The 25,488-nt window shown below is 72.8% G+C and carries 25 protein-coding genes; 12 read left to right on the forward strand and 13 right to left on the reverse strand.

Features of this window, described 5'->3' with window-relative positions; translation table 11 throughout:
• Nucleotides 1–84: 84 nt before the first annotated feature.
• A complete protein-coding gene (locus tag B072_RS0127405) occupies nucleotides 85–993 on the reverse strand; it encodes a chitosanase (RefSeq protein WP_018533154.1) in 909 nt (302 codons plus the stop codon).
• A gap of 348 nt (nucleotides 994–1,341) precedes the next feature.
• Here B072_RS0127405 and B072_RS0127410 point away from each other — a divergent pair, with 348 nt between their 5' ends.
• The gene (locus B072_RS0127410; RefSeq protein WP_018533155.1) at nucleotides 1,342–1,911 is read left to right on the forward strand and encodes a HutD family protein; all 570 of its coding nucleotides are present in this window, start codon (nucleotides 1,342–1,344) and stop codon (nucleotides 1,909–1,911) included.
• Here B072_RS0127410 and B072_RS0127415 read toward each other — a convergent pair.
• Nucleotides 1,901–2,782, reverse strand: coding sequence for an aldo/keto reductase (locus tag B072_RS0127415; protein WP_018533156.1), 882 nt, complete (start codon nucleotides 2,780–2,782; stop codon nucleotides 1,901–1,903). The two genes, B072_RS0127410 and B072_RS0127415, sit on opposite strands and share 11 nt — an antisense overlap.
• A 93-nt stretch (nucleotides 2,783–2,875) precedes the next feature.
• Between B072_RS0127415 and B072_RS0127420 the strand changes: the two genes are divergently transcribed.
• Nucleotides 2,876–3,220, forward strand: coding sequence for a MerR family transcriptional regulator (locus B072_RS0127420; RefSeq protein ID WP_018533157.1), 345 nt, complete (start codon nucleotides 2,876–2,878; stop codon nucleotides 3,218–3,220).
• A gap of 19 nt (nucleotides 3,221–3,239) precedes the next feature.
• Here the strand turns inward: B072_RS0127420 and B072_RS0127425 are convergent, their stop codons facing one another.
• Nucleotides 3,240–3,980: an SDR family NAD(P)-dependent oxidoreductase gene (locus tag B072_RS0127425; RefSeq protein ID WP_051127306.1), complete on the reverse strand. Its 741-nt coding sequence runs from the start codon at nucleotides 3,978–3,980 to the stop codon at nucleotides 3,240–3,242.
• 80 nt (nucleotides 3,981–4,060) lie between these two features.
• On the opposite strand from B072_RS0127425, the gene B072_RS0127430 reads away from it, so the two are divergent.
• Nucleotides 4,061–4,714 (forward strand): PadR family transcriptional regulator, encoded by a 654-nt coding sequence (locus B072_RS0127430; protein WP_018533159.1) that lies wholly within the window; start codon nucleotides 4,061–4,063, stop codon nucleotides 4,712–4,714.
• An 88-nt stretch (nucleotides 4,715–4,802) separates the two neighbouring features.
• Here B072_RS0127430 and B072_RS0127435 read toward each other — a convergent pair whose 3' ends face one another.
• The 3 genes from B072_RS0127435 to B072_RS0127445 are packed head-to-tail and all read right to left on the reverse strand — an operon-like array spanning nucleotide 4,803 to nucleotide 7,800.
• Nucleotides 4,803–5,789, reverse strand: a complete 987-nt coding sequence (locus B072_RS0127435) for an acyl-CoA dehydrogenase family protein (RefSeq protein ID WP_018533160.1) — start codon at nucleotides 5,787–5,789, stop codon at nucleotides 4,803–4,805.
• Entirely contained in the window at nucleotides 5,789–6,928 is a 1,140-nt protein-coding gene (locus tag B072_RS0127440) for an acyl-CoA dehydrogenase family protein (protein WP_018533161.1), read from the reverse strand. Before B072_RS0127440 ends, B072_RS0127435 begins: the two co-directional genes overlap by 1 nt.
• Entirely contained in the window at nucleotides 6,928–7,800 is an 873-nt protein-coding gene (locus B072_RS0127445; protein ID WP_018533162.1) for an enoyl-CoA hydratase, read from the reverse strand. The genes B072_RS0127440 and B072_RS0127445 overlap by 1 nt, the downstream gene beginning before the upstream one ends.
• An 81-nt stretch (nucleotides 7,801–7,881) precedes the next feature.
• Here B072_RS0127445 and B072_RS0127450 point away from each other — a divergent pair, with 81 nt between their 5' ends.
• The 5 genes from B072_RS0127450 to B072_RS0127470 all read left to right on the forward strand — a co-directional run bounded on the left by B072_RS0127450 (nucleotide 7,882) and on the right by B072_RS0127470 (nucleotide 12,772).
• On the forward strand, nucleotides 7,882–8,676 hold the full coding sequence (locus tag B072_RS0127450) for an SDR family oxidoreductase (RefSeq protein ID WP_018533163.1): 795 nt from the start codon (nucleotides 7,882–7,884) through the stop codon (nucleotides 8,674–8,676).
• Nucleotides 8,677–8,704: 28 nt separating this feature from the next.
• The gene (locus tag B072_RS0127455; RefSeq protein WP_018533164.1) at nucleotides 8,705–9,319 is read left to right on the forward strand and encodes a TetR/AcrR family transcriptional regulator; all 615 of its coding nucleotides are present in this window, start codon (nucleotides 8,705–8,707) and stop codon (nucleotides 9,317–9,319) included.
• A gap of 20 nt (nucleotides 9,320–9,339) precedes the next feature.
• On the forward strand, nucleotides 9,340–10,497 hold the full coding sequence (locus B072_RS0127460) for an acetyl-CoA C-acetyltransferase (protein ID WP_018533165.1): 1,158 nt from the start codon (nucleotides 9,340–9,342) through the stop codon (nucleotides 10,495–10,497).
• A gap of 330 nt (nucleotides 10,498–10,827) precedes the next feature.
• Complete coding sequence (locus B072_RS0127465) at nucleotides 10,828–11,031, forward strand: cold-shock protein (protein WP_004985680.1); 204 nt, start codon at nucleotides 10,828–10,830, stop codon at nucleotides 11,029–11,031.
• Nucleotides 11,032–11,116: 85 nt separating this feature from the next.
• Entirely contained in the window at nucleotides 11,117–12,772 is a 1,656-nt protein-coding gene (locus B072_RS0127470) for a DEAD/DEAH box helicase (protein ID WP_026246359.1), read from the forward strand.
• Between the two features lie 35 nt (nucleotides 12,773–12,807).
• Here B072_RS0127470 and B072_RS0127475 read toward each other — a convergent pair whose 3' ends face one another.
• From B072_RS0127475 to B072_RS0127500, 6 genes are all read right to left on the reverse strand, one after another.
• The gene (locus B072_RS0127475; protein WP_018533167.1) at nucleotides 12,808–13,788 is read right to left on the reverse strand and encodes an SDR family NAD(P)-dependent oxidoreductase; all 981 of its coding nucleotides are present in this window, start codon (nucleotides 13,786–13,788) and stop codon (nucleotides 12,808–12,810) included.
• A 56-nt stretch (nucleotides 13,789–13,844) separates the two neighbouring features.
• Nucleotides 13,845–14,753, reverse strand: coding sequence for a tyrosine-protein phosphatase (locus tag B072_RS0127480; RefSeq protein ID WP_018533168.1), 909 nt, complete (start codon nucleotides 14,751–14,753; stop codon nucleotides 13,845–13,847).
• Nucleotides 14,754–14,856: 103 nt separating this feature from the next.
• Nucleotides 14,857–15,906, reverse strand: coding sequence for an NAD(P)H-dependent flavin oxidoreductase (locus B072_RS0127485; protein ID WP_043244861.1), 1,050 nt, complete (start codon nucleotides 15,904–15,906; stop codon nucleotides 14,857–14,859).
• Between the two features lie 41 nt (nucleotides 15,907–15,947).
• Nucleotides 15,948–16,706: a CoA-transferase subunit beta gene (locus B072_RS0127490; protein ID WP_018533170.1), complete on the reverse strand. Its 759-nt coding sequence runs from the start codon at nucleotides 16,704–16,706 to the stop codon at nucleotides 15,948–15,950.
• On the reverse strand, nucleotides 16,703–17,560 hold the full coding sequence (locus tag B072_RS0127495) for a CoA transferase subunit A (RefSeq protein WP_018533171.1): 858 nt from the start codon (nucleotides 17,558–17,560) through the stop codon (nucleotides 16,703–16,705). The genes B072_RS0127490 and B072_RS0127495 overlap by 4 nt, the downstream gene beginning before the upstream one ends.
• A gap of 2 nt (nucleotides 17,561–17,562) precedes the next feature.
• Entirely contained in the window at nucleotides 17,563–18,366 is an 804-nt protein-coding gene (locus B072_RS0127500; RefSeq protein ID WP_018533172.1) for an enoyl-CoA hydratase family protein, read from the reverse strand.
• Nucleotides 18,367–18,452: 86 nt separating this feature from the next.
• On the opposite strand from B072_RS0127500, the gene B072_RS0127505 reads away from it, so the two are divergent.
• From B072_RS0127505 to B072_RS0127520, 4 genes are all read left to right on the forward strand, one after another.
• The gene (locus tag B072_RS0127505) at nucleotides 18,453–19,202 is read left to right on the forward strand and encodes an SDR family oxidoreductase (protein ID WP_234018930.1); all 750 of its coding nucleotides are present in this window, start codon (nucleotides 18,453–18,455) and stop codon (nucleotides 19,200–19,202) included.
• 1 nt (nucleotide 19,203) lies between these two features.
• Entirely contained in the window at nucleotides 19,204–20,181 is a 978-nt protein-coding gene (locus B072_RS0127510; RefSeq protein WP_078506599.1) for an SDR family oxidoreductase, read from the forward strand.
• Nucleotides 20,182–20,292: 111 nt separating this feature from the next.
• Nucleotides 20,293–23,292 carry a LuxR C-terminal-related transcriptional regulator gene (locus B072_RS49665; protein ID WP_018533175.1) on the forward strand — a complete coding sequence of 1,000 codons (3,000 nt, stop codon included), beginning with the start codon at nucleotides 20,293–20,295 and terminating at the stop codon, nucleotides 23,290–23,292.
• Between the two features lie 101 nt (nucleotides 23,293–23,393).
• Complete coding sequence (locus B072_RS0127520) at nucleotides 23,394–24,470, forward strand: hypothetical protein (protein WP_018533176.1); 1,077 nt, start codon at nucleotides 23,394–23,396, stop codon at nucleotides 24,468–24,470.
• 32 nt (nucleotides 24,471–24,502) lie between these two features.
• Here the strand turns inward: B072_RS0127520 and B072_RS0127525 are convergent, their stop codons facing one another.
• Nucleotides 24,503–25,408, reverse strand: coding sequence for a hypothetical protein (locus B072_RS0127525; protein ID WP_026246360.1), 906 nt, complete (start codon nucleotides 25,406–25,408; stop codon nucleotides 24,503–24,505).
• Nucleotides 25,409–25,488 lie beyond the last annotated feature (80 nt).

Consider the following 25,488-nt stretch of genomic DNA (forward strand, 5'->3'; position numbering starts at 1 on the left):
GGCCAGTTGCACACGTGTGTGGCACGAGTTGGACACACCGTCTTCACGTTTGGTTGTACGCGCGAGGGGCCATGTGGGCCCGAGTTACGGAACCCGGTACGTCTCCCCGTACACCCGCCACGTCAGGGGCGTCTTCAGCGACAGATTCCCGTCGTAGAGGAAGCTGCGCTGGGCCGTGTCGATGCGGGACGTGTCGATGTCCGCCTTCTTCGTCTTCATGGCCTTGCGGCGGATGTCGAGGAAGATGTCGAGGTACTCCTTCTCCTTGCCGCCCTCCGACGGGCTGTCCGCCTCCTTGAGTGCCGCCTCGCGCAGGCCGTAGAAGCCGGTCGGGCCGGTGCCGGGGCCGTGGAAGACCATCGCGTCGTAGTAGATGAACTGGCCCAGCGTGCCGAGTCCGTCGAGCTTGGCGAGGCGGACCGCCGGGTCGAAGTAGACGCGGTCGCGCTCCTCGTCCTGGGTGTCGCGGAACGCCTTGCGCGTGGCCTCCTGCTTCCAGGCCGCGGTGAAGCCGGGGTCGAGGCCCTGGTGGGAGTCCGTGCCGTCGACCTTGCGCAGGGCGGGGAGATAGTCGGCGAGGGCGTTGCCGGGGTGGGCCTTCGTGTAGCGCTCGACCAGGGTCAGCAGGTCGTGGGTGCCGGTGCAGAAGCCGATGATGCCGGCCGTGTAGCCCTGACCGTCGCCGATGTCCTCCACGTAGCCGTACGCGCTGCGCCAGTCGAGAGTGGAGTTCTCGGCGCTCGCGACGATCCGCTGGGCCAGCTCCTTCTTCGCCGGGGCGGCGAGGCCGGGCGGCAGGTCCGCGATGAGCTCGTCGTCGGCCTTGCGTTCCGCGGCCGACTTGTCGTCGTCGTACGGCTGCGCGGACGCCGATGAATCCGGGCGGGCGGAGGAGGCGTCGCCCTTGCCGTCGGGCGACAAGAAGTAGAACGCCGCCGTGGTCACGGGGGCCACGGCCAAGAAGGAGAGGAACAGGCATCCGGCGCGTTTCATGCGGCACACAGTAAGCGCACTCCCGCTATTGACTGAAAGTCAAACGAGGGTCAGGCTCGGCCGAGGCCGCCGTTCCCGCCCTCGAGGTCACAGGAGGTCCTGTGAGCAACGAAGCGTTGGCACGACTGAGCGATGAGCTCGGGTCCCCACCGCCGCAAGCCATAAGGGAGTTGAGCGCCGAGTGGGTCACCGTCCTCGCCCAACGGCTCGGTGCTCTGCGCCGAGGGCTGGGAGCACACGAGCGGCGGCCTGCAGCCGCGCGGCCGGGCCTGCGTGGAGGTCCACTTCTAGTCCGCCCGCGGGTCCGCCTCTGAGCGGTACTTCCGCGGTCCCGTACGCTCGACGTCCATGATCGACCTCGACGTACGGGACCTGCCCGCCGCGGACCGGACCGCCGTCCCCTGGAAGAACGGCGGCGGTGTCACCCGCGAGATCCTCTGCCGTCCGCAGGGCGCGGGGATGGCGGACTTCCAGTGGCGGGTGAGCCTCGCCGAGGTCGCGGCCGACGGGCCGTTCTCCGCGTTCCCCGGCGTCGACCGCACTCTCACCATGGTCGAGGGCGACGGCATGGAACTGACCGTCGGCGGCACGACCGCCCTCGTCGACTCTCCTTACGTGCCACGGGACTTCGCCGGTGACGTCGACACCGACTGCCGCCTGCTGGGCGCCGGGAACGTCGTCAACCTCAACGTCATGTGGCGGCGCGACGCCCTCGCCGTACCGCCGTCCGTCGCCGTGGTGCGCGGCCGGTTGCCCCTGGGGCCCGGCCGCTCCCTCGTCGTCGCGCTGGACGAGGAGGGCGCGGAGGTGGCGGGCCGGGTGCTCGGACGGTACGACGCCGTGCTCGTCACCGGCGCCGCGCCGCTCCGTGCCGCGGGACCCACCGCCGTGATCTCCGTCGGCTCCGCTACCCGTTGATCCTCTTGAACTGGTCCTCCGTCAGCGCGAGTTGGAGCGCCGCCACGTTCTCCTCCAGATGAGCGGGGGACGACGTGCCCGGGATGGGCACGATGTTCGGGGAGCGGTGCAACTGCCAGGCGAGCGCCACCTGCGACGGGCTCGCGCCCAGCTCGCCCGCCACGGCCGCGAGAGGGCTGTCCGGTCCGGCGAGCTCACCCATGGCGATCGGGAAGAACGGCAGGAACGCGATGCCGCGCGCGGCCGTGTGGTCCACGACGGCCTCGTGCTCCCGCGTCGCCAGGTTGTACATGTTCTGCACACTCGCGATCGGCGCGATCGCCTCGGCCGCCGTCACCTGCTCGACACTCACCTCGGACAGCCCGATGTGCCGGACCTTGCCCTCCTCCTGAAGCTGCCGCAGCGCGCCGATCTGCTCCTCCAGGGGGTACTCCGGGTCGATCCGGTGCAGCTGGAGCAGATCGATCCGGTCCGACTTCAGCCGCCGCAGGGCGAGTTCGGCCTGCTGGCGCAGGTAGGCCGGGTGGCCGAGCGGCACCCACTCGCCGACGGAGGGGCGGACGACGCCGACCTTGGTGGCGATCGTCACGCCGTCCCGGTACGGGTGCAGCGCCTCGGCGATCAGCTCCTCGTTCGCGCCGAGCGCGTACGCGTCGGCCGTGTCGAAGAGGGTGACGCCGAGGTCGGCGGCCCGGCGCAGCAGCGCGACGGCGGCGTCGCGGTCGGTGGGGGCCCGCCAGATCGGGGCGCCGGCGCCGGAGCGGTCGGCCGGGGCGCCGGTGAGGCGCATCGCCCCGTAGCCGATACGGGAGACGGGAAGATCGGAGCCGAGTGCGAAGGTTGTGTGCGTCAGGTTCGTCATGTTCGTCATGACGGCGACGCTATGAGCTCACATACATGTGAGGTTCAAGTGCCTGTGAGGGGAGTCACATTGAGCTCGGGGGATGGTTCAGGGGCCGCGGCGATGAGGATCGGCGAGCTGTCGGCACAGACCGGCGTCAGCGTGCGCCTGTTGCGGTACTACGAGGAACAGGGCCTGCTCACCGCGGGCCGCACCGCCGGCGGACAGCGCGTGTACGACGCCGGGGCGCCCCGCACCGTACGCCGCATCCGGGCCTTCCTCGGCGCGGGTCTGCCCACCCGTGTCATCCGGGAGATCCTCGACTGCGTGTGCGGCAGCGAGGCCGAGGTGGAGCCGTGCCTGACGCCGGTGCTCCTCGGCCGACTGCGGGAGATCGAGGAGCGCATCGAGGACCTCCAGGGCTCACGGGCCTCCCTCACCGGCATCCTGGCGGCCACCCGAGGCTAGGCGGGGCCCGCGAGTGCGCTCATCCGGTGGTCGAGCCGCCGTCCACCGTGAACTCCGCCCCCGTGACGTACGACGCCGCGTCCGACGCGAGGAACAGGACCAGTCCGCCGACCTCGTCCGGGCGGCCGATCCGGCCGAGCGGCAGGTGCGACCAGTCGCGCCCGGTGGCCGTCCGTCGCACCATCGGGGTGTCGATCGCGCCCGGGTGCACGGAGTTCACCCGGATCCCGTGCGGGGCGAGGTCGAGCGCGGAGGACCGGGTGAGCCCGCGCAGGCCGAACTTCGACGAGCCGTACGCCGCGTGGTTCTTGATGCCGACGAGCCCGGCCGTCGAGGAGATGTTCACGATCGACCCGCCGCCCACGGACCGCATGGCCGGCACGACGGCCTGGATCCCCAGGAACGGGCCGAGCAGATTGACCCGCAGCAGCGTCTCGAAGTTCTCGTACGTCTCGTCCTCGACGGAGGCGGTGCGCCACAGCGCCGCGTTGTTCACGAGGACGTCGAGCCGCCCGAAGGAGTCGAGCGCGGTGCGCACGGCGGCGGCCCAGCCGTCGGCGGACGTGACGTCGTGCCGTACGAACACCCCCTGCCCATCGAGGGACTTGGCGACCTCCTGCCCCTCCTCCTCGCGTACGTCGGTGAGGACGACCCGCGCCCCGGCCTCGGCGAACAGCCGGGCCTCGGCGGCGCCCTGGCCGCGCCCGGCACCGGTGATCAGCGCGACTTTCCCGTCCAACGACCGTGCTGATGTGCTCACTTGGCAGGGCTCCCCTCCGCGAGTGGAGGTATGTCTAGCAGTCATACCTGGAGGGAGGAAGGGGCTCGTAGACTGCCGCCGTGGCTGAGAAGGCGGAGCACGAGAAGAGGCCCGTTGTCCGGAAGGCGCCGCGGGCGGTGGCGCGGGAGGAGTCCGACGGGCGTCCGGCGCTGCCCGCCACCGGCTGGGCGGTGCTCGGGCTGCTGTCGTTCGGTGAGGAACTGTCCGGCTACGACCTGAAGAAGTGGGCCGACTACTCGCTCCGGTTCATCTACTGGAGCCCGTCGTTCAGCCAGATCTACGGCGAGCTGAAGCGTCTGGAGAGCGTCGGTTACGTCGCCTCGCGCCAGGTCGCCCAGGAGACCGGCAGCCGCGACAAGCGCGTCTACACGATCACGGACGAGGGCATGGACGCCGTGCGCACCTGGGCGCGCACGGCCCCGGTCGACCCGCCCGTGCTGAAGCACAACCCGATGATGCGGCTCTGGCTCGGCCACCTCCTGGAGGCCGAACAGGCGCGGGACGTCCTGGAGCGGCACCGCGCGTACGCGGAGACGATGCGCGAACAGGCCGAGGCCGACGCACGGGACTCCGCGGGGGAGCCCGCGTGGCGCTATCCGCAGCTGATGCTGCGCTGGGCCGAGCGGTACTACGCGGCCGAGCGGGACCTGGCGGACGGGATGCTGAAGGACCTGCGGGAACTGGGAGGCCCAGGGGGAGAGCAGGCGGAGTGAGCGGTCGCCGCACCGACGACGAGCGTGAGGCACCGCACCTCGCCCACGCCCGCACCCTCCCGCGCCCACGCCCATACCTCGACCTTGCCTAGGCCCTGGCCCGCGCCCGGCCCCTTGCCGTTGACGCCACCCGCTCCCGGCACTGCGCGGGCGTCCCCCACGCGTCCCGCAGCGGCCGCGCCTTCCTGAGCCACAGCGACAGGTCGAGCTCCGCGGTGTAACCCACCGCGCCGTGCAGCTGGAGCGCGGCGCGCGCCGCCGCGTACGCCGCCTCGCCCGCCGTGAGCTTGGCCGCCGCGATGTCGGCCGACGTCATCGACAGCGCCGCACCGAACAGCAGGGGCCGCGCGAACTCCAGGCCCAGGAGCGCGTCCGCGAGCCGGTGCTTGACCGCCTGGAACGAGCCGATCGGCACCCCGAACTGCCTTCGCCGGCCCACGTACGCGACGGTTCTGCGCAGCAGCTCCAGACCGACACCGAGGGACTGCGCGGCGGTCAGCAGCGCGGCCAGATCCGTCGCCCGGGTCACCGCTCCCGCCGCGTCCCGGGCGAGCACCTCGCCCGATCCGTCCGGCCGGAACAGACGGCGGGCGGGATCGGCGGACTCGGTGAGCGGCCCGTGACCGCCGGTCAGCCGCACCGTGCCGCCCTCCGCCACGAACACCGCGTCGGCCGCGTCCGCGTCCAGGGCGTACGCCCCCGCGCCGAGGGTCACCACGGCCTCCCCGGCCGCGATCCGCGGCAGCCACTCCTTGGCGGCCCCCGCGGCATGGGGCGACCCGGCGAGCAGCGCGGCAACCGCCGCCGTCTCCACGAGCGGACCCGGCACCGCGTGCCGCCCCAACTCGACGTACGCCACCGCCAGTTCGACCGGCAGCAGACCCATCCCGTCGTACGGCTCGGGGACGGCGAGCGCGAAGACCCCGGTCCCGGCGATCCGCGACCACAGCGCCCGCCCCGGGGCCGGGTCGCCGTCCGCCCACGCCCGGATCACCGAAGGGGTGTCCGACGCGCCCAGCATCCGGTCGAGCGTGCGGCCGAACTCGGCCTGCTCCGCGTCCAGGAGGAACCTCATCAGCGGCGTCCCTTCGGCAGGCCGAGCAGCCGCTCGGCGATGATGTCGCGCTGGATCTCGTTCGTCCCCGCGTAGATCGGTCCGGCGAGCGAGAAGACGTACCCCTCGGCCCACTCGCCCGCCGCCGACTCGCCGTCCGCGCCCAGCAGTTCCAGCGCCGTCTCGTGCAGCGCGATGTCGTACTCGGACCAGAACACCTTGTTCAGGCTCGACTCCGCGCCGATCCGCTCGCCCGCCGCGAAACGCGACGCGTTGGCGTACGTGAACAGCTGGTACGCGCGCGCCCCGACCAGCGCGTCCGCCACCCGGTCCCGGACCGCCGGATCCGCGCCACGCTCCCGCCACAGGCGGTGGAGGCGGTCGGCGGAGGCGAGGAAGCGGCCGGGGGAGCGCAGGGTGAGCCCCCGCTCGTTGCCCGTCGTCGACATCGCGATCCGCCAGCCGTTGCCGGGCTCCCCGATCACGTCCTCGTCCGGCACGAACACGTCGTCCAGGAACAGCTCGGCGAAGGCCGGCCTGCCGTCGAGGCGGCCGATGGGGCGGACCGTGACACCGGGCGCGCGCAGGTCGAACATCAGGTACGTGAGCCCCTGGTGCGGCTTGGGCGCGTCCGGGTCCGTGCGGAAGATGCCGAAGGCCCGGTCCGCGAACGCCGCCCGCGACGACCAGGTCTTCTGCCCGCTGAGCAGCCAGCCGCCGTCCGTGCGGACCGCCCGCGAGCGCAGCGAGGCCAGGTCCGAACCCGCCTCCGGCTCCGACCAGGCCTGCGCCCAGATCACCTCGCCGCTCGCCATCGACGGGAGGACCCGCGCCCGCTGCTCGTCCGTCGCGTGATCGAACAGGGTCGGGGCGAGGAGGTTGATGCCGTTCTGCGAGACGCGGCCCGGGGCGCCCGCCGCGTAGTACTCCTCCTCGAAGACCAGCCACCTGAAGATGTCGACGCCCCGGCCTCCGAACTCCTCGGGCCACGACACCACCGACCAGCGGTCCGCGGAGAGTTCGGCCTCCCACGCGCGGTGCGCGGCGAAGCCCTCCTCCGTCTCCAGCGACGGCAGCGGCTCGGCCGGCACGTGGGCCGCGAGCCACTCCCGCGCCTCGGCGCGGAACGCGTCCTCGTCCGGGGTGAATTGCAGATCCATCACGCACCCGCCTTCTTCATGGCATGGACGTCCATGCCGCCCAGGGGGTCGGCCGCCGTCTCCGCGTTGTGCGCGTGCGCCAGGTGGTGCAGGCCGAACACCGAGTCCATGCCCGCGTGCAGGCCCTGAAGGTCCTCCGCCTGGTTCACCGCGCGCTTGGTGAGCGCGAGCCCGAGGCGCGGCATGTCGGCGACGCGCTCCGCCAGCCCACGCGTCACCGAGGCGAGTTCGGCGCGGTCCTCCACCACCCGGTTCACCATCCCCACCTCGTACGCCCGCCGCGCGCTCATCCGGTCGCCCGTGAACAGGAACTCCTTCGCGATCCGCGGCGGCATCACCCAGGGGTGCGCGAAGTACTCGACGCCCGGAATGCCCATCCGCACCACCGGGTCCGCGAAGAACGCGTCCTCGCTCGCCACGATCAGGTCGCACACCCACGCCAGCATCAATCCGCCCGCCACGCACGCCCCGTGGACCGAGGCGATCACCGGCTTCGGCAGCTCGCGCCACCGGCGGCACATGCCCAGATACACCTCCGACTCGCGCGCGAACCGGGACTCCGCGCCCCGCTTGTCGGAGTGGTCCCACCACAGCCCGGCCCGCCGCTCGAACGCCAGATGCGCGTCCCGCTCCGGGGTGCCGATGTCGTGCCCCGCGGAGAAGTGCTCGCCCGCACCCGCGAGCACGACGACCTTCACGTCACCGTCCTCGGCCGCGCGATAGAACGCCTCGTCCAGGGCGTACGTCATCGCCGAGTTCTGCGCGTTGCGATACCGGGGCCGGTTCATCGTCACGTACGCGACCCGGCCCCTGGCCTCGTACAGCACGGGCGGCTCGGAGGCGGAGTCTGCTGCGGGCTGTGCTGCGGGCATCGGGCATCATCCTTCCCTAACAAGTGTTTGGTAGGTTACCGTAGCCGCATGAGCAGCGTCGAGGAGTCAGGAGGCGTGCGTATGACCGGACCCGAGAGCGCACCCCCGTACGTGCCCGGGCACGATCTGCTCGCCGGCCGCACCGCCGTGATCACCGCGGCCGCCGGGGCCGGGATCGGCGGCGCCACCGCCCGCAGATTCCTGGAGGAGGGCGCACGGGTCCTGATCAGCGACGCGCACACCCGCCGCCTCAAGGAGTCCGAGCAGGCCCTCGCGCAGGAGTTCGGCGCCGAGCGCGTGGCGTCACTGCCCTGCGACGTGACCGACGAGGAGCAGGTCGCCGCCCTCCTCGCGCTCGCCCACGAACGGCACGGCGGACTCGACATCGTCGTCAACAACGCCGGACTGGGCGGCACTTCGGCCCTCGTCGACATGTCCGACGAGCAGTGGGGCCGCGTCCTGGACGTGACGCTGAACGGCACGTTCCGCTGCACCAGAGCCGCCCTGCGCGCCTTCCGCGACACCGGCCGCCAAGGCGTCGTCGTCAACAACGCCTCCGTGGTGGGCTGGCGCGCCCAGGCCGGACAGGCGCACTACGCGGCCGCCAAGGCCGGCGTCATGGCCCTCACCCGATGCGCCGCCGTGGAGGCAGCCGAGTACGGGGTCAGGGTCAACGCGGTCTCACCGAGCCTCGCCATGCACCCGCACCTGGTGAAGGTCACCTCCGCCGAACTGCTCGCGGAGCTGACCGAGAAGGAGGCCTTCGGGCGGTACGCCGAACCGTGGGAGGTGGCCAACGTGATCGTGTTCCTCGCGTCCGGCTACTCCTCCTACATGACGGGCGAGACCGTCTCCGTGAGCAGCCAGCACCCATGAGCGACCCGACGGGGACCACAATGGTCGCGTGCCTACGAAGAAGAAGCCCCAGGTGACCGCATCGCCCGAGCGGCGCCGTGAACTCCTCGACACGGCCGCCGAGGTGTTCGCCGCCCAGGGCTACAACGCCACCACCGTCCGGAAGATCGCCGACCACGCGGGCATGCTCGCCGGCAGCCTCTACTACCACTTCGACTCCAAGGAGTCGATGATCGAGGAGATCCTCCGGTCCTTCCTCGACGAGCTGTGGGCCGGCTACGACTCCGTGCTCGACGCCGGCCTCGGCCCCCGGGAGACCCTGGCGGCCCTCGTCACCGAGTCCTTCCGGGAGATCGACCGGCACCGCGCCGCCGTCGCGATCTACCAGAAGGAGTCCAAGCACCTCGCCGTGCAGGAGCGGTTCGAGTTCCTCGCGGCGTCCCAGCGCAAGTTCGAGAAGGCCTGGCTGACGACCCTGGAACGCGGGGTCGAGGACGAGGTCTTCCGCGCCGATCTCGACATCCGCCTCACCTACCGGTTCGTGCGCGACACCGTGTGGGTGGCCGCGTCCTGGTACCGGCCCGGCGGACAGCACAGCCCGGAGGAGATCGCCCGCCAGTACCTGTCGATGGTGCTGGACGGGATCGCCGTACGAGAGACATAGCCCAAGGAGAGGGATCCGTCATGGCCGAGGCCTACATCGTCGAAGCGGTCCGCACCCCCGTCGGGCGGCGCAAGGGCGGCCTCTCGGCCGTCCACCCCGCCGACCTGGGCGCGCACGTCCTCAAGGAACTCGTCGCCCGCACCGGCATCGACCCGGCAGCCGTCGAGGACGTCGTCCTCGGCTGCCTCGACACCGTGGGCCCGCAGGCCGGTGACATCGCCCGGACGTGCTGGCTGGCGGCCGGCCTGCCCGAGGAGGTGCCGGGCGTGACCGTCGACCGCCAGTGCGGCTCCTCCCAGCAGGCCCTGCACTTCGCCGCCCAGGGCGTGCTGTCCGGCACCCAGGACCTCGTCGTCGCGGGCGGCGTGCAGAACATGTCGATGATCCCGATCGCCTTCGCCTCCCGGCAGGCCGCCGAGCCGCTCGGCCTCACCGAAGGGCCGTTCGCCGGCAGCGAGGGCTGGCGCGCCCGCTACGGCGACCGGCCGGTCAACCAGTTCCACGGCGCCGAACTGATCGCCGAGAAGTGGGGCATCACCCGCCGCGACCAGGAGGAATGGGCGCTCCAGTCCCACCAGCGCGCCCTGCGCGCCATCGACGAGGGCCGCTTCACCCGCGAGACCGTCGCCTTCGGGGACGTCACCGTCGACGAGGGCCCGCGCCGGGACACCACCCTGGAGAAGATGGCCGGGCTCAAGCCCGTCATGGAGGGCGGCACCATCACCGCCGCGTGCTCCTCGCAGGTGTCCGACGGCGCGGCCGCCCTGCTCATGGCCTCCGAGCGGGCCGTACGGGAACACGGACTGACGCCCCGCGCCCGCGTCCACCACCTCTCGGTGCGCGGCGAGGACCCCATCCGCATGCTGTCCGCGCCGATCCCCGCGACCGCGTACGCCCTCAAGAAGTCCGGCATGTCCATCGACGACATGGACCTCGTCGAGATCAACGAGGCGTTCGCGCCGGTCGTCCTCGCCTGGCTGAAGGAGACCGGCGCCGACCCGGCGAAGGTGAACGTGAACGGGGGCGCCATCGCCCTCGGCCACCCGCTGGGCGCGACCGGCGTGAAGCTGATGACGACACTGCTGCACGAGCTGGAGCGCACCGGCGGCCGCTTCGGCCTGCAGACCATGTGCGAGGGCGGCGGCCAGGCCAACGTGACGATCGTCGAGCGACTCTGAGACCGTCCGGACGAAGGGGCCGGCCGGTTCGCGCGACCGAGGACCGACCGGCCCGGCAGGACTCCGGACCGCCAAGGGAACGGTGCGGATGTGAGCGTGACGGGAGTGACTCCGGGTGACTTCTGATGTCTCCGCGTGGTTCCGGTGCGACGACCCGAGCCGAGCGTGATACTGTCTTTGTGTTGCAGTTTTGGTACCCATAGACATATGTGCGCCTGACGGGAATGTTCCGCCTCAGGCGCTTTTTGTTTTCCGGGGAATTCTCCCGGGATCCGGCGTTCACGTGGACGTTCTCGGAATGGGGGCTGCTACCTGTTCAAGGAGAATGACATGGCCACCGGTACCGTGAAGTGGTTCAACTCGGAAAAGGGCTTCGGCTTCATCGAGCAGGACGGCGGCGGCGCCGACGTCTTCGCCCACTACTCGAACATCGCCACCTCGGGCTTCCGTGAGCTCCAGGAGGGCCAGAAGGTCACGTTCGACGTGACGCAGGGCCAGAAGGGCCCGCAGGCGGAGAACATCGTTCCCGCCTAATTGCGCACCACTGGGCCGGGGTCCGCACCGATGACGGTGCGGGCCCCGGTTCCTGCTGTTCCCGTCCCTCCGGAAGGCATGCCGCATGGCCAGCTCAGCCCGCCCGTCCCGCCGTCGCCCGTCCCGCCCCGCAGCCGGTGGGAAGCGCCGCGCCCCCGAGCAGCAGCGCAGGCAACAGCCCACGCCGCCGCGCGAGTTCACCATGCCGGAGAACACCACTCCCGCGCTGCCTCCGGTCGCCGACTTCGCCGACCTCGACATGCCCGCCGCCCTGCTGAAGACGCTGGGTGCGCAGGGCGTCACCGAGCCGTTCCCCATCCAGGCCGCGACGCTCCCCAACTCCCTCGCCGGACGCGACCTGCTCGGCCGCGGCCGCACGGGCTCCGGCAAGACCCTCGCCTTCGGCCTCCCGCTGCTCGCCCGCACCGCGGGCCGCAAGGCCGAGCCGAAGGCGCCGCTCGCCCTCGTCCTCGTGCCCACGCGTGAACTCGCGCAGCAGGTCACCGACGCCCTCGCCCCGTACGCGACCTCGCTGCACCTCCGTACGGCCACCGTCGTCGGCGGCATGTCGATCTCCCGGCAGGCGGGCCAGCTGCGCCGCGGTGCCGAGGTCGTCGTCGCCACCCCGGGCCGCCTCAAGGACCTCATCGAGCGGGGCGACTGCGACCTGTCCCGGGTCCGCATCACGGTCCTCGACGAGGCCGACCAGATGGCCGACATGGGCTTCATGCCGCAGGTCACCGCGCTCCTCAAGCAGGTCGAGGCCGGCGGCCAGACCATGCTGTTCTCGGCGACGCTCGACCGGAACGTGGACCGGCTCGTCAAGCAGTTCCTCACCGACCCCGTCGTGCACTCCGTCGACCCGTCGGCCGGCGCCGTCACGACGATGGAGCACCACGTCCTGCACCTCCTGGACGAGACCGACAAGAAGGCCGTCACGGCCCGGATCGCCGCCCGCGAGGGGCGCGTCATCCTCTTCGTCGACACCAAGCGTTCCGCCGACCGGCTCGCCAAGCGGCTCCTCGCCGACGGCGTGTACGCGGCCCCGCTGCACGGCGGCCGCAGCCAGCCGCAGCGCAACCGCACCCTGGAGCAGTTCAAGGACGGCCGGGTCACCGCCCTCGTCGCCACGAACGTCGCCGCGCGCGGCATCCACGTCGACGACCTCGACCTCGTCGTGAACGTGGACCCGCCCACCGAGCACAAGGACTACCTGCACCGTGGCGGCCGCACCGCCCGCGCCGGTGAGTCCGGCAGCGTCGTCACGCTGGTCCTGCCCGAGCAGAAGCGGGAGGTGCAGAGCCTGATGCGGCACGCCGGCATCCAGCCGCGCACCACCCAGGTCCGCTCCACGGACGACGAGCTGGTGAAGATCACCGGCGCGCGTGAGCCGTCCGGTGTCGCCGTGGTCATCGCCGTGCCGGAGCCCGTGGCGGCCCCGTCGGGCGCCGGTTCCAAGCCGCGCCGTTCGCGCCGTTCGCGGGGTGCGGGCAGTGGCGGTGGCGCGGGCAAGCCGGCCGGTGAGGGCCAGCAGCAGCGCCAGCCGCGCCAGCCGCGCTCCACGACGGGTGGGGCGAAGGCCGCCGGTACGGGCGCGAAGGCCGGTACGGGCGGGGGCACGGGTGGCGCACGGCGTCGTTCCGGTGGTGGCGGCGCCGCTGCCGCCTCGGCCGCGAGCACCGTCGGCGCCGGCAACCGCCGCGGTCGCGGGCCGCGCGGGCCGCGCCAGGCCGCCGCGTAACAAGGCAGAGTGGGGGTGCGGGGCGACCGGAGCTGTCAGGCGAAGGCGTCCACGCCCGTCAGCTCCGCCGACAAGGTCCACAGCCGGGCCGCCGCCTCCGGGTCGCGCGCCCAGGACTTGACCCCGCCGACGAGCATGTCGTCGGCGTCGTCCGGTACGGATTCCGCCAGGTCGCAGTCCTGGCAGTAGGCGCCCCCGTACGCGCCCTCGCGCGCGTCGAGGAGCGGTGACGTCGCCGCCCAGAGCGTGGTCGCCGCGCCCTGCTGCGGCGTCTTGAAACCGGCCGGCGGCTCACCCGTCTCCGTGATCCAGCCACGCCCTGCCCACTCCTCGCGCGGGATGTGCCGCTGCAGCGGCGTCAGGATCGAGCCCGGGTGCACGGCGTACGCACGCACCCCGCTCGCCGCGCCGAGCCGGTCCAGGTGCAGCGCGAACAGGGCGTTGGCCGTCTTCGCCTGCCCGTAGGCCAGCCAACGGTCGTACCCCGTACGGAAGTTCGGGTCGTCCCAGCGGATGCCGGTCAGGAAGTGGCCGGAGGACGTGAGCGCGACGACCCGTGTCCCGCCCGGCGCGAACGCCGGGCGCAGGCGGTTGACCAGCGCGTAGTGACCCAGGTGGTTCGTCGCGAACTGGAACTCCCAGTCCCGGCCGGCCCGTTGCTCCGGTACCGCCATCACGCCCGCGTTGTTGACGACCAGGTCGAGGGTGCGGCCCGAGTCGAGGAAGCGGTCGGCGAAGCTGCGTACGCTCTCCAGGTCGGACAGGTCGAGCGCGTCAACCGCGGTGCGGGGGACGGTGCTCAGCGCCTCGCGCGCCGCCTCGGGGCGGCGCGCGGGCACGATCACGTGCGCGCCCGCCGCGACGAGCGCGCGCGTCGTCTCCAGGCCGAGCCCCGAGTAGCCGCCGGTGACGAGGGCCGTTCTGCCGGTCAGGTCGATACCGGCGACGACTTCGGCCGCGGTGCTGTGCGCCCCGAAACCGCTGCCGATCCTGTGCTGTGCTGCGATGGTGGTCATGCCCGGAACGCTAGGACTTGGAGCGCACGCGAGGGCAAGGCCGACCTTCCGGCGTCCTACCTTTCGATCAGTCCGGCCCGCAGGAGCGCGAGGGTGCGCCGGTCGACGCCGAGTCCTTCACGGACGTAGCGCTCAAGGCTTCCGTAGTCGTGGCGCACCTGGTCGAGGGCGGCCGCGAGGTACTCGACGCGCACCTCCTGGATCGGGATCAGCAGGTCCGGGTTCTGCATCTGGCCCGCCTGCGCGAGGGCCTCGCGGACCTTCGCGTCGTAGGCGGCCCGGAAGGTGTTGGACGCCAAGTAGTCGGCCACGGCGGTGCGCCGGTCGACGCCGAGCGTGCGCAGCAGGACGTACGTCGTCCAGCCGGTGCGGTCCTTGCCGGAGGTGCAGTGGTAGAGGAGCGCGCCGCGGCCGCCGTACGCGATGTCGTGCAGTGTCGCCCCGAACTGGGCCCGGTTGGCGGCGTCCGACACGAACATCGGGTAGACGCTTCGCATGAACGCGGCCGCCCTGCCGCCGCCCAGCATCTCCTCCTGCTTGACCGGGTCCTTGGCCGCGATCGCGCCGAGCAGTTGCGCGTACAGGCCGTTGTCCGAGACGGGGCGCGCCGTGCCGGTGACCCCCGCGGGCAACCGGTCCGCGCCGTCGTACCGGATCTCCAACGGGATCCGGAAATCCACCACTTGGCGCAGCCGCAGCCCGGCGAGGGTCGTCACGTCCGCGTCGGTGACCTTGCTGAGCGCGTCGGCGCGGTAGACCGCCCCGTACCGGACCCGGCCGCCCGCGGCGCGGTGGCCGCCGATGTCGCGGACGTTCACCGCGCCGCCCTGGAGGGGGATGTGCCGGATCGGCGACCTCGGCCCCGGTGCCGCGGCCGCGCCCGGGGCGAGCGTGGTCAGGGCGGCCGTGCCGAGCGCGGAGCCGAGGGCCGCGCCGAGCAGGCGGCGCCGGGAGAGCGCGGCCACGCCTTCGGGCGACCCTCTGTTGATACGTGTCACTGCCGCGCGTGCGGCACTGTGCGTCTGCGTGCTGCCTGGCATTCGTGAACTCCCTCTCGGAAAGGGCGCATCACCCTGGTGTCGGCAGGGTGCCGAGCACGTGCCGGGCCTCGGTCATCACGCGGCCGACGAGTTCCTCGCAGCTGGGCAGGTCCTCGATCAGCCCCGCGACCTGGCCCGACGCCATGACGCCGAGGTCGGTGCGGCCCTCGACCATGGAGGCCTTCAGGAGCATGGGGGTGTTGGCGGCGAGCAGGACCTGGCTCCAGGTGAGGTCCTTGCCGTGCTTCATGGCGAGCCCGTCCCGCACCATCTGCGACCAGGTCAGGCCGGACAGCTTCCTGAAGCCCGCGGCGCGCCGGACGGCCTGCAGCAGGGCACGTGAACGGCCGGCGCCCTCCAGGGAAGTGACGAGTTCCGTACGGAGCATGCGGTGCGGCAGGCCGTCGACGGCGGTCGTCACCGTGACGTCCTTGACGCTCGCCGCGAGGTACTTCGCCTTCACCGCGTCCGGCACCGTGGAGTCGGAGGTCAGCAGGAAACGGGTGCCCATGGCGACCCCCGCCGCCCCGTAGGCGAGCGCGGCGACCAGGCCGCGCCCGTCGTGGAAGCCGCCCGCGCCGACGACGGGTATGTCGACCGCGTCGACCACCTGCGGCAGGAGCACGGACGTCGCCACGTCACCGGTGTGGCCGCCGCCCTCGCCGCCCTGCACGATCACCGCGTCCGCGCCCCACGCCGCGACCTTCTCGGCGTGCCGGCGCGCGCCGATGGACGGGATGACGACGACGCCCGCGTCCTTCAGCTCGGCGATCAGCTCGCGCGAGGGGGCGAGCGCGAACGAGGCCACCTTCACGCCCTCGGCGACGATCACCTTGACCCGCTCGCGCGCGTCCCCCGCGTCGGCCCGCAGATTGACCCCGAAGGGCTGGTCGGTGCGGGACTTCACCTCCCGTACCGCGGACCGGAGTTGGTCGACCGTCATGGTCGCGGAGGCGAGGATGCCGAGCGCGCCCGCGTTCGCCGACGCGGAGACGAGCCGCGGGCCCGCCACCCACCCCATCCCGGTCTGGACGATGGGGTGGCGGATGCCGATCAGCTTGGTGAGGGGCGTGGACAGGGTGAAGGCGTCGTCACCTTTGCCTTCGTTCACGTCGTCGCTCATACCGGCTTGACCTCGCGCTCCCGCAGGGTCTTCGGGTCGATGACCTCGCGGATCAGCCGCAGCTCCGCCGCGGTCGGCTCGCGCGTGAACGGGACCTCGCCGCCCTCCGGCAGCGTGAGCGCGAACCCCGTCGCCCCCTGGACCTCCTCGACCGTGACGCCCGGGTGCACGGAGGCGAGCCGCATCGCGTGGTCGGGGGTCGCGAAGTCGAGGACGGCCAGATTCGTGACGACGCGGGGGAGCCGGTGGTAGCGGGTGGCGGAGGGGCCGGCCGCGGCCGCGCTGTCGTAGCCGACACCGCTGACCATGTCGACCTTCTCGACGAACACGCGCGTGCTGTGCTTGGGCACCCAGTAACTCACCGGATTGTTGAGGGTGTTGACGGGGGCGCCACGCACCCCGAGCAGTTGCCGGTCGGGGCGGTCCCAGTCGCCGATGCACGAGATGTTCTGGTTCCCGAACCGGTCGAGCTGGCTCGCGCCCATCATCACGTGCCGGTCCCCGCCGGTGACCATCGCCAGGTGCTGCCGGTACGGGAGCCAGCCCTCCGCCGATCCGTCGAGGCCGACCAGCATCGCCTCGCCGTCGGTGAGCAGCAGGTCGGGGGAGAAGGTCCGCTTGGCGAGCCGCGCCCCGATCGACGGGATCAGGCCCATGGGGCTGGCGAGCACCTCGCCGTTGTCCCGCCAGGCGTCGGCGCAGGCCAGAACGCAGTACTCGGCCCGGCTCACCCGGGTGCGCGGTGTGGTGGTCACTTCTGCTCCTCGTGCCAGGCCTGTACGGCGGACCGGTACTGCTTCTCGTCCCCGTCCGGCGGCAGGAAACGGGCGGCGAACTCGGGCCAGGGCGTCGTCGCGTACAGCTTCTGGAACGGCTCGTCGCGGTCGTAGTCGGGCACGCAGGACGTGAAGTGCGCCCCGTTCGGCGTCTCGACCACGCCGGTCACCGCGTGCCGCTTGATGAGCAGCGACTGCGGTACGACGTCCTTCCCGAAACCGCCCGCACCGTCGACGAGGCGCTCGCAGGAGACGTACGCCGTGTCCGCCGCCTCGCAGAACAGGTCGTCGAAGTACGGGTCGGGGCCCAGGTACTGGCCGTTGCCCGCGCGGTCCGCGCGGTTCACGTGGACCAGGGCCGCGTCCAGGCGCAGGGCGGGCATCGCGACGAACGTCTCCCCGTCCTCGTAGGGTGAAGTGACCGTCCGCAGGGCCGGGTTGACCCGCATGACGTCCGAGCCGATGCCCGCGCGGACCGGCAGGAACGGCAGCCGGTTCGCCGCCGCGTGCAGGCCCCACATGAACATCGCCTCGTCGACCTCCATCAGCTCGAAGGCGCCCTGCTGGCGTGCGGCCCGGAAGTTCGGTTCGAGAGGGATGGAGTCGAGCGTCGCGAACGCGGCGATCAGCTTGCGGATCCGGCCGGCGGCGGCGAGCAGTCCGACGTCGGGACCGCCGTACGAGACCACGGTCAGGTCGGTGACATCGCTGCGCAGCAGCGCGCGCACCAGTGCCATGGGCTTACGCCGCGAACCCCAGCCGCCGATGCCGATCGTCATGCCGCTGCGCAGCCGGCCGACGACCTCTTCGGGCGTCATCGTCTTGTCGGACATGGTCAGTCGGTCTCCTGTCGGTCCTGGCCGAAGGTGTCGCGGACGCGGTCGGCGACGCCGCTGAGGTTCGCCTCGAAGGTGAAGCCCTGCTCGAAGCGGTAGCTGCGGTGGACATCGACGGGGTCGATTCCGTTCAGGGCGGCCTTCGCGAGACGGATGAGGTAGCCGTCCTTCCTGGCGATCTCGCGGGCCAGTTCGAGGGCCGCGTCATGCAGGTGCGGCCGCGGGACCACCTTCCACACCGACCCGTGGGCGTGCAGCTCGGCGGCGGTGGCGGTGCGCGAGGTGTAGAAGAGCGCGCGCATGAGGTGCTGGGGGACCAGCCGGGACAGGTGCGTGGCGGCGCCGAGCGCGCCGCGGTCCAGCTCGGGGAGGCCGAACGTGGCGTCGTCGCTCGCCACGATCGCGTCCGCGTTCCCCACGAGCCCGATCCCGCCGCCCAGGCAGAACCCGGCGACCGCGGCCACGACCGGGACCTCGCACTGGTACACCGCCGAGAACGCCTCGTAGCAGCCGCGGTTGGCGCCGACGAGCGCCGTGTGCCCGCCGGTACCGCCGGTTCCGTCCGGTCCGGTGGGCCTGGCGGCGCTCTCGCGCTGCATTTCCTTGATGTCCACCCCCGCGTTGAACCCCCGGCTGCCCTCGGCCGCGGTCAGCATCACGCAGTTGACGTCCGGGTCGCGGCCCGCCGCTCGCACCGCGTCGGCCAGGTCGTACCAGCCGCGCACCGGCAGCGCGTTGACCGGAGGGAAGTCGACCGTGACGACCGCGATCCCCTTTTCGGGTGAGGAGGTGGAGACACCCATGGCGTTCAGCTACCTTTCCACCTAACGTTTGTTTGGTACGACGATGACGGTAGCAGGCGGCGCGAGTCCAGGGAATGGGTGCGGGGATGGGTGGAGCGGACATGGGCGGGCGGGTCGTCGTGGTCACGGGCGGCACGAGAGGAGTGGGCGCGGGGATCGCCGGCGCGTTCGTCCGCGCCGGGGCGAAGGTGGTGGTGTGCGCGCGCAGACCACCTGAAGTTCCCCTCGAAGGGTGCGAGTTCATACCCGTCGACCTGCGCGACGGTGCGGCCGTGCGGGAGATGTTCGCGGGGCTCGACCGCGTGGACGTGCTCGTCAACAACGCGGGCGGCACGCCGTACCGGATGCTCGGCGACAGCGACGCCGAGCGGCACGCCCGCGTGATCGAGCTGAACCTGACGGCACCGCTGACCGCCTCGCTGGCCGCCCGTGAGCAACTCGCGGCCGCGCGCGGCTCGATCGTGATGATCGGCAGCGTCAGCGGTACGCGTCCGTCGCCCGGCAGCGCGGCGTACGGCGCGGCCAAGGCGGGCCTGGAGAACCTGGCGCGGTCCATGGCCGTGGAGTGGGCCCCGGAGATCCGGGTGAACACGCTCGTCCTCGGCATGGTGCGCACCGAACTCTCCGCGCTGCACTACGGAGACGAGGGCGGTATCGCCGCGGTCGGCGCCACCGTGCCGCTCGGCCGGCTGGCCGAGCCGCCCGAGATCGGCGAAGCGGCCGTGTTCCTGGCGTCGGACGCGGCCTCGTACATCAGCGGGTCGAGCCTGCTCGTGCACGGTGGCGGGGAGCGCCCCGCGTTCCTGGACGCGGCAACGGTCAACAAGGAGGCGTGAGATGACGGATTCTTCGGGGTCGGACCTTTCGGCAACGGGCACTTCGGCAACAGGTGCTTCGGCGGGCGCGGGCGGGCTGTGCGCGGGGCGGGTGGTGGCCGTCACCGGGGCCGGGCGGGGGCTCGGGCGGGCACACGCCCTCGCATACGCGGCGGAGGGGGCCAAGGTCGTGGTCAACGACCTGGGGGTGGGGCTCGACGGAGCACCCGCGGCCGACAGCCCGGCGGCCCAAGTGGTGGAGGAGATACGGGCGTCGGGCGGCGAGGCGGTCGCGCACGGCGGGGACATAGCGACACCGGAAGGGGCCGCGTCGCTGGTCGCCGCTGCCGCCGACGGCTTCGGCCGCCTGGACACGCTGGTGAACAACGCGGGGTTCCTGCGGGACCGGATGCTGGTGAACCTGGACGAGGACGACTGGGACGCCGTGATGCGGGTCCACCTCAAGGGACACTTCCTGCCGCTCAAGCATGCCGCCGCGTACTGGCGGGCCGAGGCGAAAGCGGGCCGGATGCCGGTCGCCCGCGTGGTCAACACATCGTCGGGGGCGGGCCTGTTGGGGTCCGTGGGGCAGGGCAACTACAGCGCGGCCAAGGCGGGCATTCTCGGTCTGACGATGGTGGCCTCCGCGGAGATGGGGCGGTACGGGGTCCAGGTCAACGCGATCGCGCCGGCCGCGCGGACCCGGATGACGGAAGCCACGTTCGCCTCGACCATGGCCGCGCCCGAAGGGGACGGGTTCGACGCGATGGCCCCGGAGAACGTGTCGCCGCTGGTGGTGTGGCTCGGCTCCGGGGCGCCGAGTGACGGGGTGACGGGGCGGGTGTTCGAGGTGGAGGCCGGACGGATCACGGTGATGGAGGGATGGCGGGCCGGACCCACGGTCGACAAGGGCGAGCGGTGGACTCCGTCCGGGGCGGGGGACGCGGCTCGGGAGCTGCTGGGCCGGGCTGTCGCGCCGGGGGTGGTGTACGGGGCCTAGCAGGGGGGCGGGCTGCTCGCTTTCGGGTGGGGGTGCGTCGAGGCTGGTCGCACCGTTTCCCGCGCCCCTTCAGGAGGCGCGGAGGGTCGGGTTCGGGCCTAGGTTGGGGGTGTGGACGGGGAGCGGTTCGAGTTGGTGGGACGGGGGGACGTGCTCGCGGTGTGGGAGCGGGTCCGCCGGGACGGTGGGCGCGGGGCGCCGCAGCGGCTGCTCGTCGAGGGTGTCGCCGGGGTGGGCAAGACCGCGCTGGTGCGGCGGTTCCTCGACGACGTCGACAGCGTGCTGTACGCGAGTGGCGAGGAGGCCGAGCGCGGGCTCGCGTTCGGGGTCGTGGAGCAGCTCCTCGGAGGCCGCGGCGGGCGGGCGTGGACCGACCCGGTCGAGGCCGGGGCCGCTCTGCTCGAAGCGATGGACGAGGCACAGGGCCCCGGTGACGCGGGGGTGGTCGCCGTGGTCGTCGACGACGCGCAGTGGGCCGACCCGTCCTCGCTGACCGCGTTCGCGTTCGCCGTGCGGCGGTTACGGGCCGACCGGGTCGTCGCCGTCCTCGTCGCCCGGGACCTCCAGCACGCCGAAGTGCCGGACGGGGTACGGCGGTTGTTCACGGCGGCGGGCTCCGTGCGGATCGGGCTCGATGGACTCGGGCCCGACGAACTGCGCAGCCTGGCGGCGCGGGCGAGCGACGTGCGGCTCACCGCGCGGGCGGCGGTCCGGCTGCACGCGCACACGGCCGGCAACCCGTTGCACGTCCTCGCGCTCCTGGCCCAGGAGGGCGAGACGCTCGCCCAGGCACTGGAGCGCCCGGATGTCACGCCCCCGGCCCCGAAGTCCTTCACCGCGCTGGTCCTGTCCCGCCTGGCCGACTGCGGCGCGGACACGGAAGCACTGGTCAGCGCGGCCGGAGCCCTCGGCAGCCATTGCGCTTTCACCACAGCGGCCCAGCTGGCGTTCCCACCGTCCCACCGCAACCGGTCGAACGAGCCTTCAGAGGGCGAGGGGAGCGGCGCGAGCGACCACGCTCCACCCGCACTCGACGACCCACCCGCTGCCCCCACGCCGAGTGGGCCTCCAAGGGGCGCGGGGAACAGCGCCACCAGCCACGCCGCGCCCGCACTCGCACCCGCGCCCACACCCGACAGCGAGCCACCACCACCCCCGACCCGCCCAGGAGCGAACCGGCCCTCCACCCACCCGCACCCGCCGGAGGCGCTCGGCGCGTTGGAGGAGGCCGTCGCCGCGGGCCTGCTCACCGCCCCGCCCGGCACCGGAGAGATCCGCTTCCCGCACCCCTTGGTGCATGCCGCCGTCTACCACCGGCTCGGCCCCGCCCGGCGCGCCGCACTGCACCGGGCCGCCGCCGACCTCCTCCCGGACCGTGCGGCAGCGCTCCGTCACCGGGCGCTCGCCGCCGCGGGGACGGACGAGCGGCTTTCCGGGGAACTGGCAGCGATGGGCCGGGAGTTCGCGGCGCACGGTGCCTGGGCGAGCGCGACCCGGCAGCTCGCCGACGCCGCCCGGCTCACGGCGCGCCGGGACCGGCGCGAGCAGTACACCCTGGAGTCGGTGGAGAGCGCCCTGCTCGCGGGAGACGTGGCGAACGTCGCCGAAGTGGCCACGGAGATAGGGGAGTTCACCGCGAGCGGGTGGCGGAGCTACCTGCTCGGGCGACTGTTCCTGTTCGATCTGGGACGGGCCGAGGCCCTGCTCCGCGACGCGTGGCAGCGCTGCGACACGAGCGACGAACCCGTGCTCGGCGCCCGTATCGCCGGCCAGTTCGCCGCGTTGTACGGGAGCATGGCGCGCGGCGCCGACATGGCCGAGTGGGCCGAGCTCGCCCTGCACCTCGCCCCGCGGGACACCGCCACCGACATGATCCGCTATCTGCGCCTGAGCGGTCTCGCCATGAGCGGCGGCGCCCGGGCCGCGCTCGACGCTCTCGGCCCGCTGCCCGACCCTGCGGTCGCCTCGCCCGCCCAGCTGGAGGAACTCCTCGGCCGCGGGACGCTCCGCGAGTCCGTCGGCGATCTGACCGGTGCGGTGAGCGACCTGACCGGGGTGCACGCGGCGGGCCGCGGCCGCGCCGCCTCCTTCCGGGTGGTCGCCGCGACCTGCCTCGCCTCCGCCGAGCACCGCTGCGGCGCCTGGGACGACGCCCTCGCCCACATCGACCAGGCCCTCACCCTCGCGGCCGACACCGACCAGCCGCACGTCGCCCTGTTCTGCCGGATGCTGGCGGCCCAACTGCACGCGGCGCGGGGCACGTTCGCGAAAGCCGAGGCACACACCCGAGTGGTCACCGAGTACGCGCGGTTCGGGCACACCAACCCCGTCCTGTGGTCGGCCCTCGCCGAGGCCCACATCGCCCGCGCCCGCGGCGACGCGGAAGAAGTCGCCTTCGCCCTCGAGCCGCTCCCCGCCCTCGCCCGCCGCGGCGACATCGAGGAACCGGGCCTCACCCCGTGGCGGGACCTGCTCGCCGACGCCTGGAGCGCGCTCGGCGAGGACAAGCGCGCCGCCGAGACCCTCGCCCCGTACGAGGTGATCGCCACCCGGCGCGGCCACCACGGAGCCCTGCTGCGCGCGGCCCGGGCCCGCGGCACCCTGGAGGCGGCCCGCGGCGACCAGGCCGCCGCCGACCGCGCCTACCGCCGCGCCCTCACGTACGCCCCGCACGTCGAGGCCCCCTTCGACCGTGCCCTCGCCCACTTCGCGTACGGCGCCTTCCTGCGCCGCACCGGCAAACGCACCCGCGCCGCCGAGCAGCTCACCCGGGCCAGGAACCTTCTCGTACCGCTGGCGGCGCGGCCCGATCTGGAGCGCTGCACCAGGGAGTTGGCGGCCTGTGGGCGCGACGCGGGCGGCGAACGGCAGGAGCGTGCGACGGGCGAGGGCGCCACCTCGCTGCTCACGCCGCAGGAGCTGGCCGTGGCCCGGCAGGTCACCGCCGGTCTGACCAACCGGCAGGTCGCGCGCGCCCTCGTCATCAGCGTCAAGACCGTCGAGTACCACCTCGGCCGGACCTACGCGAAGCTCGGCGTCGACTCCCGCACCCGCCTCGCCGCCCGCCTGGAGGGCCGCGATCGGCTCGGCGCCGACCGGGGACATCCCTAGGGCGCACCCTGGGGTGCCCGCCGTCCTTCGCGCGCTACGTTCGGTCGCACAGCAGCACCATCACGGGGCACAAACGGGGGAACAACGGGGGAAACACCATCATGCCGCTCCGACCATCACCGTCCACCGAGCCGGACCAGCACGACCGTTCCTGGGCGCACGACGCCCAGCACGACGCGCCACCTGACGCCCACCACACCGCCACCGCCACCGACAGCCTCCCGGATCCACGGGTCCGCGCCGCCGTCGACCACGTCGTGCGCGAGCTGGGCCTCGCCGCCGACAAGGTGGCCGCGCACTACGCGGATCCGGCCACGTACCCGTTTCCCACGGACCGTTCGGCGCCCGAGCACCTGCTCGCCGAGCGGTTCTACGACGTACCGGACGACCGCAAGAAGCGGGCGGGGGCCGCCGTACTCGCCGACCTCGCGGACGGGCCGGGGCGCGCCGCGCGTCTCGGCGACCTCGCCGGCGTCGACCTGCGCTCCCCGGCTTCGGTGGAGACCCAGGCCCACCGGCTCTCGCCACCGCCCGAACTCGCTCACCCGGGAAGGGAGTTGGGCGGTCCCTCGCCCGTCGCGGTCACCACGGCGCCGCCCCTGCACCACCTCGACCTGCGCATCCATCACGTGTGGTGCCGCGACGAGACCGATGAGTGGGGCGCCGACCCGGTACGGCTCGCGGCGGTCTGCCTCGGCCCGGACGGCGCCGCCCACCGCACCGAACCGCTGGAGGCGGGCCGTTTCAACGACGGGGACACGGTCACCTACGCGCCGCCACGTCCACTGCACCGCTTCACGCTCGCCGACGGGCACGGCATCCCGGAGGCCGGACAGCACCCGGTGCTCGCCCTCCTCGTCCTGTCCACGCAGGACCCGCAGGGCGCCCGGGACGGCGAGACGCTCGCCGACCACGTCGAGCGGCTGTTCGCGCTGGCCCGCCGCAAGCTCGGCACGCTCCTCGGCCAGGACGAGCCAGGGGTGCCCGGTGCCGCGTGCGCCGTCGTCGGCGCGGTCTTCGACCGGCTCAGGGCCCGCTTCGGCGACGACACCTTCCGCCCGGTCACGCTGAGCCCGAGCCCACGCGGCCCGCGCTCCCTCGCCGAGGCCGCGCAGACGAGCTTCCACGGCCACGGCGGCCACTACCAGGTCACGTACGACTGGCACCTCTCGGCCTGATCCGCGAGGAGCCCCGGCCCGCACACGCCGACCTACGTATCGCACTCGAGCACGGTGCGGCACAACCCGCACCGTGCTCGAACCCGCCCCCGCACCGGCACCCGGATCCGCTGATGGCACGTCGGGCAGGGGAACGCCACCCGCAGCCCGCCGCGCCCCTGCGGCCCCTCCGCCGAGAACGAGTAGGGACCGGCCGGCGCGGGCCCCCGCATCCCGTGGTCCTGCGCATAGCGGCGGTCCTTCGCATAGCGCCGCCGCCCCGCCCACCCCGCCGCCGTCAGCGGCGGCTGCTGCTCGTCCCGGCGCACCTGCGCCAGGCCCTTCGTGTACGCCGTGTACGCCTGCGCACTGGTGAACCACGTCTCCGGCGCCTCGCCGAACGCCACCGACCGCTTCGCCAGCACGTACCCGAACTCCTCAGGCGTCAGATAGCCCAGCTTCTGCGACGACGCCGCGTCCTCCCGGTACGCGTCCAGGAGCAGCCAGCCCGCGCCCAGATACGTCGCCGCGGTGTCCGTCAGGATCTCGTTGTCCCGCGTCCCCGGGAACGACAGGTCCAGGCGGTGCAGATACACATGCATGACCTCGTGCGCCAGGGCCGCCCCGATGTCCCTGCGGTGCGTCCGGAACCGGTCGTTCAGCTCGATGAAGTACTCGGGGCCCGCCGCCAGTTCGACACTCGCCGCGTGCTCCATCTCGCGGAAGCTCACGATCATCCGCGCGTCCGGGAGTCGATAGTGCCGCACCAGCTCGCGGGCCACCCGCTGCGCCCCCATGTGCAGATCGTCCTGATCGCTGAACGCCACGTCCGCCGGGGCGACGCTCGTCGCGAACGTGTGCACCGTGTCGTACGACAGGCGCCTGTACAGCGCGGTGATCGCCGACCGCACGGTCTCCAGGTGCGGGTAACCGTGCACCACCGGTCCGCCGTTCCCCACGCGTACCCCCCGGGGCCGCCGGGCCGTGTCTCCCCGGGGCCCGCCCCCGGACCCGGCGTGCTCAGCGTACGGCGACCTTG

This window comes from Streptomyces sp. HmicA12, assembly GCF_000373565.1.
Lineage (GTDB): Bacteria > Actinomycetota > Actinomycetes > Streptomycetales > Streptomycetaceae > Streptomyces.